This window comes from Bacillus sp. FSL W8-0519, assembly GCF_038005585.1.
In the GTDB taxonomy this organism is placed as follows: domain Bacteria; phylum Bacillota; class Bacilli; order Bacillales; family Bacillaceae_G; genus Bacillus_A; species Bacillus_A paranthracis.
The window spans coordinates 1,879,397-1,891,773 of record NZ_JBBOTL010000001.1 but is presented as its reverse complement, the minus strand read 5'-3'; the positions used below and the strand labels follow the sequence as shown (position 1 = coordinate 1,891,773).

Below are 12,377 nucleotides of genomic sequence, written 5' to 3'. Positions count from 1 at the left end.
TAATAATTACGATTTATATTTATTATTTTATTAAAAGAGTCGTGATTTGTAAATATATCTTCACTGTTCATTTACTTCATATGCAACTCGAATTCCAGACTCTATTGCTCCTTGCATCCACCCATGTGTTAATGTCGTATGCTCTCCTGCAAAGTGCACTTTTCCAGATGGTGGTGTAATATACGGAAATAACTCGAGCTCTTGACCTGGTTCAAAAGCTGTAAATGCACCGCAAGAATACGGATTTTGACTCCAGCTAAAAGATGTTCCCGTAACAAACTCACTATAGACGATATCACCGTATATTTCTGCTAAATTTTTTAATGCGTAACGAATGCGTTCTCTATCCGGTAAACTATCCCATGTTAACGCCTCATCTGCCCACGTATAACTCGCTAAAACGATAGCTGCCCCTGGTGTATGAATGCCATAACTCGGATAATATGTAAACCGTATCGGTAAATCTGTAATAGATTTACCTCCACACTGTCCCGCTTTCTCCCAAAATCTACTTTTAAACTCTATCGCAATTTTAGTTGCAGCAATATAATTTAATTCACGAATTGCTCGTCTTTTATAATAAGAGAATAGATTGTAAGGCTGAATTTCAACAAAACGTAAAGCTGAAAATGGGATCGTAACAATTGCAACATCACCTGTAACCATAAATCTCTCAATAGTTTGTTCATAGTTTACTTGCATCATCACTTTGCTATTTTCTTGTATAATTTTTTCAACCTTATACCGCATAAATATATTCTCATTTAACTGCGATAAAAATGCTTTTGGTAATGCATCCATCCCGCCCGTTATTTCATAATATTTCGTCGTTGAAGTAAAGAAGACCATTTCTCGTAATACTTCAATTAAAGACATTCCCATATACGCTTCCATATCAAGAAGTACACCAATCATATCTATTGCACCGTCTGAATAATATTCAGTTAAAAATGTGCCGAGCGAATATGCTTTATACTTTTTCTCAACAATACTCCAATTCTTATTAGGATCTTTCTTAATATAATTTAGAATCGGTTCTAATACCTCTAACATTAACTCTTCTGCCGTTTTACCTTTTTCCCTCTCTAAAATAGGATATCCAAGTATACTTGGATTTTTTTCGAATATGCTTAATCTCGTTTTAATATTATTCGTATAAATAATATCTGAAGCGGTTTTATTTATAAAAAGATTTAACGGTAATTTAAATTTACGAATGTAAGCTAAAGTTAACTTGTGTGTATCAGGAATTCGCATTGGTCCTGCATTAAAATATAAACCTCTGCTAAACGGTTCACGTATCGTATATATTCTTCCGCCTATTCGATTATTCGCTTCTAAAATTGTTATGTTATGACCTGCTTCTTTCAATAACGATGCTGCAACTAATCCTGAAATTCCTGCACCAACAACAATAATCTGTTTTGGCTCCTTCGTTTTAACGAGCCCCACATGAATAATATGGAGCATTCTTTCCATCGTTAATGGCTGCATCATGGCCTTTTCCCCTTCAATAAAGGATTTTATTGCATTATATTCGGTTAACTTACTTCCTATGTTTTATGCAAGAAATTGCACGGATACATTTTCAAATACTTGAATATCTTTTATAAAATGTAATAAACTAGATATGAATCTATAGAAGTAAGACGTATTATCTTACATAATAAAATCAATGAAATTGCGAGGAATTTTGAAATGAAAAAAGGTATTAACCGTGTTGTATTAGTCGGAACAGGAGCAGTTGGATGTAGTTATGCTTACTGCATGATTAACCAAGCTGTAGCTGAAGAATTTGTTTTAGTTGATGTAAACGAAGCAAAAGCTGAAGGAGAAGCGATGGATTTAAGTCATGCCGTTCCATTTGCTCCAGCTCCAACTAGAGTATGGAAAGGTAGCTACGAAGATTGTAAAGATGCTGACCTTGTAGTCATTACGGCTGGATTACCACAAAAGCCAGGTGAAACACGTTTAGATTTAGTTGAGAAAAACGCTAAAATCTTTAAACAAATCGTTCGCAGTATTATGGATAGCGGGTTTGATGGCATTTTCTTAATCGCAACAAATCCTGTAGATATTTTAACTTACGTAACTTGGAAAGAATCTGGTTTACCGAAAGAACGTGTAATCGGTTCTGGTACAACGCTTGATTCTGCTCGTTTCCGCTATATGTTAGGTGAGTACTTCGATATTGGTCCACACAACATTCACGCCTATATTATCGGAGAACATGGCGATACTGAACTTCCAGTTTGGAGCCACGTTTCCGTTGGTATCCAAAAACTACAGACACTGCTTGAAAAAGACAACACGTATAATCAAGAAGATTTAGACAAAATTTTCATAAACGTTCGTGATGCAGCTTACCATATTATTGAGCGAAAAGGTGCAACTTACTACGGTATCGGTATGTCACTTCTACGTGTTACTAAAGCGATTTTAAATGATGAAAATAGTGTATTAACTGTATCGGCTTACTTAGAAGGTCAATATGGTCAAAAAGATGTGTATATTGGTGTACCTGCTGTTTTAAATCGCGGCGGGGTTCGTGAAATTTTAGAAGTAGAATTAAGTGAAGACGAAGAATTAAAATTCGATCACTCAGTTCAAGTGTTGAAAGAAACAATGGCTCCTGTTCTTTAATATGTATAGCAAAAAGCAATCCAAATTATTTCGGATTGCTTTTTACTTTATTTTCTATTTTTTAATCGATTCCTCATTATTTACATCAAGTACATCTAAGAAAAAGATAAAGATTGGTATCCCGATAATAAGCCCCCATATTCCAAGGAAATGTTCTGAAAAGATGAGAATTATAAATGTATAAAAGATTGGTAAATTCGTTTTCGCAGACATAAACTTCGGGTTTAAAAAATAACTTTCAAGAGCATGGATGACTGTAATGAAAATAAGTATGTATACAACGTACATAACTCCGCCTACGTTATAAGCAATGATACTAAGTGGAAATAAAGAAATAATCACACCTGCAACTGGAATCAACCCTAGTAGAAAAATCATAACAGCTAATACGAGAAGCTGCGGAAATCCTAAAACAATTAATGCAATAACAGTAAGAATACAATTTACAACCGCAATTAAAAACTGTGCTTCAATTACTTTACCGAACGATCTTGCAAACCTTTCGCCAAAATATGCGATTTCCTCATAAAAAATCTTTAGCTTACTCTCTTTAAATTTAGAAGTAAAGGTAATAATACGCTCCTTCTCTAATAAGAAAAATAAGCTTAATATGAGAGACAATAATATTTGTAAACTTACCTTCCCTATATTTGCTATCGATTGATAGATGACATCTACACCTTGTTCTATATACTTTGATACTTCCATTCCGTTAATTGTCGAAAGTGCATATTTAATGATTTCATTATCAGGCGGGTTTTGAAAGAACAATTTAAATTGATAAATCAATTGCGAAATTTGTATCGTTAACACAGGTAAATATTTATACAATGTCGTGCCAATAAAGGAAACTAATATGATATACAAACAGGCGATAACAATTTTCCGGTTCACTTTCAATTTTTTTGAAATAAAACGTTGAAATCGATCCATTAAAAATGTCAGTATAAACGTAATTAATATTAAGTTGATCATACTTTTTAATCCATATAATACAAGCGCTACTATTATTAAAACGAGAAACCGTTGAAACCCTCTACTTCGAAAAAAATTTTTCACTTCATTCATTAAGATTTAACCTCCCCCTTCAATGGATGGAAATTGAATATATTACATTTTATGAACTTCTATAGACAATCTTTCTTACTAATTAGAAAGAATCCTTTTTTTCTTTTTATATTGTTAGATTCTATTTATATTAGCCCACCTAATTACTTCAGTTGAGCTCTTTTTTTCGTTTAACCTTTTACAATTTAGGTGGTTTTCTATTTTTAGACTGCTGCTCATACGCATATCCAATATTGAAAAGCTCTTTTTCACCAAACTGTTTCCCTACAAACACTACACCGATTGGTTCTCCATTTTTATCATATCCAGCAGGAACCGCTAATTCCGGATAACCAGCTACAGCGGATAGAAGAACTTCATCGTTATTAATCATAACTAGAGCATCCAAACCTTTTTCTACTAAATATCTATCTAGCTCTTTTCTTGCATTTTTTTGACTCGTTTGCACTACTTTTTCAAACTCATCTTTCGTTGTAGCAGATTTTTCAGATCCCTCAATTAATGTTTGTCCATATTTTATTCGTCTATTACTATCCTTTTTATTAAACGCTATAATCTCTTCTAACGATTTTACCGGTACATTTTTTTGCTTTGAAAGAAAATCGTTAACATTATGTTTGAATTCATATTCTAATATTTGTAGATTATCTACACCCTCAGCGTTTAACTGAATATCATCAGTCACTATTGCACCTGCATCTTGAAGGTCTTTTCTTATCTTTTGTGCTACTTCTTTTCTATTGTCATCTTGTCGATCTATTGAAAATAGTACTCCTACTTTTTTCCCTTTCAAACCGTCTATTGATAAGTCCTTCGTATAATCCATTCTTTCTTTATCTTTCATTTTTTCTGTCATAGCATCTTTTTCATCATAACTTACCATTATGTTAAATAACGTTGCCGCATCCTTTACCGTTCTTGCCATCGGCCCTGCTGTATCAAGCGTTTCAGCTAACGGAATAATGCCTGATCTACTCACCATACCTAGTGATGGACGTAACCCAACTACTGATTGCTGCGTCGCTGGTGCTACAATTGATCCAGTCGTTTCTGTCCCGATTGCAAGCGGTGCAAAATCTGCCGCAACTACTGTAGCAGATCCAGAGCTTGATCCTGATGTATCAAACGTAATCGGACCATACGGATTCAAATTTTGTCCTTTTTTCCCGCTATATCCGCTAGGCATTGTAAAGGATAAATAATTTGCCCACTCAGACATATTCGCTTTTCCTAAAACAAAAGCACCTTCTTCTTTCAACTTTTTCACAATCGTCGCATCCTCATCTGCAACCCAATCTTTTAACACATATGTTCCTGCACTAGTCGGCATCACTTTTTCCGTCTGTACATTATCTTTTACAACGACAGGAATACCATATAAATTCGACTTTTTGTTTCTACCTCGCTCTTGATCTAACTTTCTTGCTTCTTCCATCGCATTAGGATTTATCTCTGTAACAGCATTTAATGTTATTCCATTTTGATCATGTTCTTGTATTCTAAAGAGATAAATACTCGTTAATTCTTCATATGACAACTTTCCATCATCAATCATTTTTTGAAGCTCATCTACAGTCGCATTTACGACTTCTTTTTCTTTCATCTTTACATTTTCTATATTAATTCCTTTAAGCTGATTATGTATCGGTTGTAGCACTCTTTCTTTATCATATACAATACGCTCAGGTTCCTTTGGAAAATAATTTTTATACATGTAATATCCGCCGGCACACGCTAATAAGACAACGCCTCCAGCGATAGACAGCGTTCCCTTTACCCATTTCTTCATGTTGCTTCCTCCACTCTATAAGGTGCTTCGTTATACGAAAAAGAGAGTTACTTTTTACTTAACTCTCTCCAATCGAAATGCCAAATGAAAAAATGAAAGATTTCAATCTAATTACTTCTTTTTTTGCATTTGCTTCGCTAACATTTCTTTCACTTGATTATACGTTAACCCTGAATTTTTATTTAAACGCTTTACTTCCTCGACATCAGTACCTACCACTGTATATTTTTTCTCACCATTCATTTTTCTAGCTCCCTTCTCACCGGATTATTTCTTATATTTCTTCCCTAAATGCGCATAAATTAACACCACTACAAAAAAGGAAGCTGTTTTTAAGCACAGCTTCCTTCTCGTTACATATTGTATTTCTTAATAAAATTTCACTACATCTTCAGTAGGCAAGAACGTTCTTTCTGCTGGTTGTTCGTTTGGTTCACCAAATGGCATTTGACCTACTAAGCTCCACTCTGCTGGAATATTCCAAGTTTCTTTCACTTCAGCATCTACGATTGGGTTGTAATGTTGTAATGATGCCCCAATTCCTTCAGCAGATAATAACATCCACACAGTATGTTGTAACATTGCATTTCCTTGATGAGACCAGAATGGGAACTGATCTTTATATAATGGTGCGTTTTCTTGCATTTTTTCTACAGTTGCTTGATCTTCAAAGAATAGTACAGTCCCTACACCTGCATGAAAACCTTTTAGTCTTTCAACAGTCGCTTCAAAGTTTTCTGCTGGTACGCGGGCTCTTAATGTTTCTTTCACAATATCCCAAAACTTTTCATGCTCCCCATCCATTAATACAACCATACGACCACTTTGCATGTTGAAAGATGTTGGTGCGTGTAAAGCTGTTTTTAGCACTTCTTCAATTCTTTCTTTCGTAATTGCATCATTTTTTGTTACTTTACGAATGGAACGGCGGTTCACGATTGCTTCTTTTAAGTTTGTTGTAGTTGCTGACATTTTAATTCCTCCAAATGTTTGTTTTATAATTTATTTTGTTATTTCATAACAAGCGAATTAGCAATATCCATCGGTATTACATTGCATACCTTCAAATGAATTTGTTTTATCCTTTTCAATTTCTTTATCAATGACCCTTTGTAGCGTTTCTTTACTAGCAAGCCCTTGAATGATTTCATCTCCAATCATGACAGTTGGAACAGCCATAATATTCGCTTCATCATATGCGTGCTGAATTGCTTCTTGATGCTTTTCCTTATATTTACGAGTTACTAAAGCATCTTTAAATTCCGCCTCAGGAAGTCCTACTTCTACCGCTAATTTTGTTAACACATCAATATCTTCAATGTTTTGCTCTTCTTGGAAAAATGCTGTGAATACGCGGTGATGATACTCATTACCTAGTCCACGTTCTTTCGCAAATTGACACCCTTCGAAAGCTAAATGTGTATATGGATGCGGAGAAACACGTGGCAAACGCATATCAATTCCTAACTTCTTCGCTGTCGGAAGAATGAAAGCATCCCATGAACCTAATTTTTCTGGCTCATTCCATGGATCTATTTTTGAATATGGACTTGGACGTAATTCAAATGGCATCCATTCAATTTCTACATCTTTCTCTTTCGCTACTTCATCTAATGGACCTTTTGCTAAAAAACAAAATGGACATATAAAATCTGAGTATACTTTCATTTTTACAGTCATAACTTTTACACCTTACCTTTATAGTTGTAACTACATAAGTTACATTAATATTAAAAAAATATAAATATGATTTAAGCATTCATTTTTTCTTGCAAAGTTTCAAACAGCTGCCCCATCGTAATATTTCTCAAAACTTCTTCCATTGCGGATTGTGCTTGAATTAAAATAATTTCTAACACCGCTTGAATATTCGCCCCAATTGGACAATCTGGATTCGGTTGCTCATGAATGTGAAATAATTTATCCTCTTCCACTACATTCACTGCATGATACACATCTAACAATGTGATTTCATGTAAATCCTTTAGTAAACCTGCGCCACCCGGTCCACGATTTACGTAAACAAAGCCAGCTTGTTTCAAGTACGACATCATTTTACGAATGACTACTGGATTTGTATTGACACTCTCAGCCATATAGTCTGAAGTACAAAGTGAAGATGGATTGTTTTTCAAAATAGATAAAATATGAATAGCTATGGAAAAGCGGCTACTAATTTTCATCGTAATCACCACCTCGATGTAATCATTATAGTTACAACCAAAAAATAAGTCAATCCTTTTCACATATTTTTTATAAGTAAATTAAAAAGTGTCCCATTATAATATACGAGACACCTCTTTTTATTCTGCAAATAGCGCCTGAAATTCTTCAATAAATAGCTGCACAGCGATTGAAGAATCCTTTAATGAAGGAACAGCTAAAGCAATTTCTCTCCATACTTGCGGTTCCAATTCTCTCGTTTGCACATTCTGTGGTAAATTCGTTAAAGATAATTCAGCTAATATTGCAATGCCTAATCCTTCTTGAATCATATTTAAAGCTGTCGTAACTGTCGAAATTACATACTCAGCCCGAAGTGGTACGTTTGCTTGTTTAAACATATCGATAATGGGTGGTTCGTATCCGCCCTTACATAATATGATCGGTTCATTCTCCAAATCACGAATTGTAATAGCATCCTTCTTGCAAAGAGGATGATCCTCTCTTAAAATAACAACCATTTTCCCCTTCGTTAATGGAACAATCTCCATCTCTTTATTAGGTAAAATAACAATCCCTATATCAACAACCCTCGATACTAACCAATCTTCAACTTCTTTAATCGTTCCTTCACAAAGAACGACTTCTAAGTTCGGATACTTCTCCTTAAAATGGTTTATCATTTTCGGTAAGAAATGTGCAGAAGCACTCGGAAAACTCCCAATTCGAATCGTCCCCACTTCGTGTCCTTTCTCCATCGCAACTTCTTGTTCAATCTTCTCTACACCGTTCAAAATCTCTCTAATATGTACAAGAATTCTGTTTCCTACATCCGTAACGAGTAATCCTTGTCGTTTATCACGTATAAGAATCGTAACTCCTAACTCTGACTCAATACTTGAAATCGCATGACTTACTGCTGGCTGCGTCATATTTAACACCCGAGCAGCCTTCGTAAAACTACCTAACTCAACAGTTTTTATTAATACTTGTAGTTGTGTAATGGTCATAACTAATCGCTTATACTCCTCATAAAAAAGATTCATTTTATTTATTACAGTCGATATCATATCATAGTGAAATGAATAACATCAAGGAGGTCTTACAGTGACACAGCTTTCTCGAACTAAGACGGCCATCATCCTTACCTTTCTCGTTTTCATGTGGGGAATCAATTGGCCTTTATCTAAGTTTGCCCTGCATTATACACCACCCGTTTTATTTGCAGGCGTTCGAACTTTAATTGGAGGATTCATTTTACTCCTGTTCGCATTACCGAAATACAAAGAGTTACACTTAAAAGAAACTTGGCATTTATACGTTATTTCTTCTTTACTTAATATCATTATATTTTACGGATTACAAACTGTCGGCCTTCAATATATGCCCGCTGGTCTATTTTCCGCCATCGTATTTCTACAACCCGTTTTACTTGGTATTTTCTCGTGGATATGGCTTGAAGAATCAATGTACGGTTTAAAAATTTTCGGGCTTATACTCGGATTTATTGGCGTAGGTGTTATTAGCTCAAGCAGTTTAACTGGACATATTTCTATTATCGGGATTCTTCTCGCGATAGGATGCGCTATTGGCTGGGCACTTGGAACCGTATTTATTAAGAAGACTGGGCACCGCGTTAATTCCATTTGGATGGTAACACTGCAACTTATTATTGGCGGACTTTGCTTAATTGGATGTGGATCAGAGTTTGAAAGTTGGTCTAGTATCGCTTGGAGTATGCCGTTTGTTAGTGTACTACTCTTTATTTCATTCTTTGTTATTGCAATGGGGTGGCTTGCATACTTCACACTCGTTGGAGCTGGTGAAGCAAGTAAAGTTGGGGCTTATACATTTCTCATTCCTCTAATCGCTATTATTGTAAGTTCAATTTTCTTACATGAGGCCATTACTATTAGCTTATTTATCGGACTATTATTTATTGTAGTGAGTATTTGTTTCGTAAATATAAAGCCGAAAACACTTGCTGTAGGGCAGCGGATTGAAGTGAAGTAAATTAACATAAGAAGGAGCCTACTGATTGTAGGCTCCTTCTTATCGTTATTACTTATTTTTTACGACGTACCATAAAAACACACGTACCTACCGAAGATACAATCGCCAAAATAGATAAAACAATTGCTATCAATTGCATATTACTAGTACCTTCATTCTTTTCTACATTAGATACTTCACCATGTTCTCCTGTTAATGACGTACCTTTTGCAATTGTAGTAAGTGAATGCGGTTTTTCAGCTTTCTCATCGCCTGTCCATTCAACAATTTCTCCGTCTTTATATTGTTGATATGCATCCCAAGCTATTTTTTGTTCTTTATCCGGATTTTTAGCGACGAAAGTAAACCGCTGGAATTGGCCAGGTAAAATCCCTTCTCCTGTTGCTTCCCATACTACAGTTTTCACTTTTCCGGCACTATCTTTTTGCTCTTCCATTTTCCACCCTGGCACTGGTTCATACTGTTGGAATTCCACACCAGACGGTATTTTCAGTGTAACTTTTGTTGTTGCTACATTCTTTTCAACTGGTACTTTTATCGTGTAAGTCTCCCAAGAGCCGATGTCAGAAGTTGCTGGCTTCACAGTGACGTGCGCACTAACAGGTAACGAAAAAATTCCCATTGCAATTACTGTTGCGATCATTGTTGTTCCTAATTTTTTTATGCGTTTCATTTTCAATTAGCTCCTTTTTATCTATACCTACTCTTTATCCCGCTATTCGCCGGGCAGCCCAATTGATGAGGGCTGCTTAAAGTTTCACTTTATCTGCCACCTACAATAAATTTATAATCCGTATCGAAGCTATCAAGCGATTTCGTTAATCCATGTACTTGTATATTCCAGTTGCCTGTCATGTTAATATACATACCTTCTGCTTCATATTCTCCCGGTGAAACTGCCGAAACTTTAAATGATCCCTTTCCCATATTCATATCTAACGATTGAGTTGTTAATATGATTTGTTCCATATTAGTAACAGGTTGTCCGTTCTCATCCTTTAAAGTAATATGGAATATATTTTGTCCTACTCTATTAGGACTTACATTTAGCGTCATTTCATATCCATTATCCAATTGTTTACTCTCTGTAAAAGGTCCAGTAGGAGGCATCTGTGGTGTTTGTACGTTTGTCATAAAAGCTACGATTACGAAAATGATAATTCCAATGATAAACTCTACTTTCACCGTAGCACCTAATCCTTGCTCCGCTCTCATTTTCCCTTTCACATAATGAATAATTCCTAATATCCCCATGAAAATGAATAAAAGTATCTTTGCTAATAAAGCTAATCCATACTTCGTATCAAATAACGAGTGGATTGTTGGAATAAAAAATGTACTGTTAAAAAGACCTGTTATGAAAATCACAATGACAGCACATATTGCCCACGGTGAAAAACGCTTAATCATATCCCAATACATACTCCACTTATCATCCTCTTTACGTAAAAGAAGAATAATAGATGATAGACCACCAATCCATAATGAAGCTGCGAATAAATGTAAAAAATCCATAACAACAGCAATTTCTTTAAACTTTAAACCATATGCGTGACTATTACATGCTTTCATAACAAGTAGACCAATAAACAATACTATTGGAACGCTCCATACTTGAAACGACGACAGCTTCTCACGCCTCATTGCAAAATACGTAACGATTATAAGCGAACTAATAAGAGTCATTTGAGTAATCCATATATAACCAAAGACAGAAAGCTGTAATGTTTCTTTTAATAGTAAAGGATTGAATGCTTCTAGCCATGAAACATCCGCATTTATTTTCGCTTGTAGTGGTAGATTGAATAACAAGCTAATAAATATCCCTAATAAAGAAATCCATATTATGTTCTTACTCCTTGATCGAACCGAGGTTGCATTCCCTTTATACATAATAAGATTAAAGAATAGCACTCCTATAAATAGTGAGAAACTTGTATATAAAATTCCACGTTCCATGATCATATCAATTTGCGGAACATATCCCACCTCTTCTACTTGTATATCATCTGCTCCAGCTTCCGCTAATCCAATACGGAATGGAATAACTCCTTGAATTGGATGTCCATCAGCTGAAATTACTTTCCACTGAATAGAATAGAGACCGTTTTTGAGATTCTCTTTTAATCCGGCTTCTAATAGCTTTTTATTATTTTTATCAATATGAGCATCTTTTAAATCGACCCTTTTACCTGATGTATCTCTCACGTACAATGTATTAAAACTTGAAACTTGTATGTCCTCATCGAACTCGATTTTCACAACAGACGGTGCTTTCTTCAATGTTTCATTTTCAGTAGGGTTTGATTTCACAACGTATGCATGAGCAGATGCACTTTTCGGTATCAATACGATAAGCACACATACAATAAATAACAATGTCCCTAACCTTTTCATTACTTTCACACTCATTTCACTTCTTTCTTCCTCATCGCTATATTTTCATTATTTTTACTTCCCGAGTTGGATTCTTGGACGAAATATTAACCTGATTAAATATAATCTTCTATACAGTATAACTATTTATTTCTCTCTCACCTCTAAACTTCCAATACAATAGTAACTACCTTGATAGATACAACTTATATTTTTAAAGTCGATTGTTATTATATCATAAAATATATTTATGTAAGTTCTTGAAGAGGAAAAGTTATCGTGAATCATTTGTGAAGAAAGTGTGAAATGCATAAATAAAAAGGTA

12 protein-coding genes are annotated in these 12,377 nt (G+C 34.9%); 2 read left to right on the top strand and 10 right to left on the bottom strand.

Annotated elements, in window-relative coordinates:
- Positions 1–60: 60 nt before the first annotated feature.
- The gene (locus NST14_RS09800) at positions 61–1,497 is read right to left on the bottom strand and encodes a flavin monoamine oxidase family protein (RefSeq protein ID WP_073541028.1); all 1,437 of its coding nucleotides are present in this window, start codon (positions 1,495–1,497) and stop codon (positions 61–63) included.
- Positions 1,498–1,698: 201 nt separating this feature from the next.
- Between NST14_RS09800 and NST14_RS09795 the strand changes: the two genes are divergently transcribed.
- Positions 1,699–2,643, top strand: coding sequence for an L-lactate dehydrogenase (locus NST14_RS09795; protein ID WP_000715321.1), 945 nt, complete (start codon positions 1,699–1,701; stop codon positions 2,641–2,643).
- Positions 2,644–2,697: 54 nt separating this feature from the next.
- On the opposite strand, the gene NST14_RS09790 is transcribed toward NST14_RS09795, so the two are convergent.
- The 7 genes from NST14_RS09790 to NST14_RS09760 form a co-directional block, all read right to left on the bottom strand.
- Positions 2,698–3,711 (bottom strand): AI-2E family transporter, encoded by a 1,014-nt coding sequence (locus NST14_RS09790; RefSeq protein WP_001006585.1) that lies wholly within the window; start codon positions 3,709–3,711, stop codon positions 2,698–2,700.
- 178 nt (positions 3,712–3,889) lie between these two features.
- Entirely contained in the window at positions 3,890–5,500 is a 1,611-nt protein-coding gene (locus tag NST14_RS09785) for an amidase family protein (protein WP_000759428.1), read from the bottom strand.
- Positions 5,501–5,611: 111 nt separating this feature from the next.
- Positions 5,612–5,743, bottom strand: coding sequence for a hypothetical protein (locus NST14_RS09780; RefSeq protein ID WP_001012837.1), 132 nt, complete (start codon positions 5,741–5,743; stop codon positions 5,612–5,614).
- 126 nt (positions 5,744–5,869) lie between these two features.
- Positions 5,870–6,472 (bottom strand): nitroreductase family protein, encoded by a 603-nt coding sequence (locus NST14_RS09775; protein ID WP_001277021.1) that lies wholly within the window; start codon positions 6,470–6,472, stop codon positions 5,870–5,872.
- 57 nt (positions 6,473–6,529) lie between these two features.
- Positions 6,530–7,180 (bottom strand): DsbA family oxidoreductase, encoded by a 651-nt coding sequence (locus tag NST14_RS09770; protein ID WP_000216672.1) that lies wholly within the window; start codon positions 7,178–7,180, stop codon positions 6,530–6,532.
- Positions 7,181–7,251: 71 nt separating this feature from the next.
- Positions 7,252–7,683 (bottom strand): Rrf2 family transcriptional regulator, encoded by a 432-nt coding sequence (locus tag NST14_RS09765; protein ID WP_073541027.1) that lies wholly within the window; start codon positions 7,681–7,683, stop codon positions 7,252–7,254.
- A gap of 120 nt (positions 7,684–7,803) precedes the next feature.
- On the bottom strand, positions 7,804–8,673 hold the full coding sequence (locus NST14_RS09760) for a LysR family transcriptional regulator (RefSeq protein WP_061536834.1): 870 nt from the start codon (positions 8,671–8,673) through the stop codon (positions 7,804–7,806).
- Positions 8,674–8,770: 97 nt separating this feature from the next.
- Between NST14_RS09760 and NST14_RS09755 the strand changes: the two genes are divergently transcribed.
- The gene (locus NST14_RS09755) at positions 8,771–9,676 is read left to right on the top strand and encodes a DMT family transporter (RefSeq protein WP_000192793.1); all 906 of its coding nucleotides are present in this window, start codon (positions 8,771–8,773) and stop codon (positions 9,674–9,676) included.
- A gap of 52 nt (positions 9,677–9,728) precedes the next feature.
- Here NST14_RS09755 and NST14_RS09750 read toward each other — a convergent pair whose 3' ends face one another.
- Positions 9,729–10,349, bottom strand: coding sequence for a YcnI family copper-binding membrane protein (locus tag NST14_RS09750; protein ID WP_000821410.1), 621 nt, complete (start codon positions 10,347–10,349; stop codon positions 9,729–9,731).
- Positions 10,350–10,438: 89 nt separating this feature from the next.
- Positions 10,439–12,088: a copper resistance CopC/CopD family protein gene (locus NST14_RS09745; protein WP_113732775.1), complete on the bottom strand. Its 1,650-nt coding sequence runs from the start codon at positions 12,086–12,088 to the stop codon at positions 10,439–10,441.
- Positions 12,089–12,377 lie beyond the last annotated feature (289 nt).

Excerpts from the sequence above, each read along its gene's own strand:
- NST14_RS09800 (WP_073541028.1), bottom strand. The coding sequence starts at position 1,497 with ATGATGCAGCCATTAACGATGGAAAGAATGCTCCATATTATTCATGTG.
- NST14_RS09795 (WP_000715321.1), top strand. The coding sequence starts at position 1,699 with ATGAAAAAAGGTATTAACCGTGTTGTATTAGTCGGAACAGGAGCAGTT.
- NST14_RS09790 (WP_001006585.1), bottom strand. The coding sequence starts at position 3,711 with ATGAATGAAGTGAAAAATTTTTTTCGAAGTAGAGGGTTTCAACGGTTT.
- NST14_RS09785 (WP_000759428.1), bottom strand. The coding sequence starts at position 5,500 with ATGAAGAAATGGGTAAAGGGAACGCTGTCTATCGCTGGAGGCGTTGTC.
- NST14_RS09780 (WP_001012837.1), bottom strand. The coding sequence starts at position 5,743 with ATGAATGGTGAGAAAAAATATACAGTGGTAGGTACTGATGTCGAGGAA.
- NST14_RS09775 (WP_001277021.1), bottom strand. The coding sequence starts at position 6,472 with ATGTCAGCAACTACAACAAACTTAAAAGAAGCAATCGTGAACCGCCGT.
- NST14_RS09770 (WP_000216672.1), bottom strand. The coding sequence starts at position 7,180 with ATGACTGTAAAAATGAAAGTATACTCAGATTTTATATGTCCATTTTGT.
- NST14_RS09765 (WP_073541027.1), bottom strand. The coding sequence starts at position 7,683 with ATGAAAATTAGTAGCCGCTTTTCCATAGCTATTCATATTTTATCTATT.
- NST14_RS09760 (WP_061536834.1), bottom strand. The coding sequence starts at position 8,673 with ATGACCATTACACAACTACAAGTATTAATAAAAACTGTTGAGTTAGGT.
- NST14_RS09750 (WP_000821410.1), bottom strand. The coding sequence starts at position 10,349 with ATGAAACGCATAAAAAAATTAGGAACAACAATGATCGCAACAGTAATT.
- NST14_RS09745 (WP_113732775.1), bottom strand. The coding sequence starts at position 12,088 with ATGAGTGTGAAAGTAATGAAAAGGTTAGGGACATTGTTATTTATTGTA.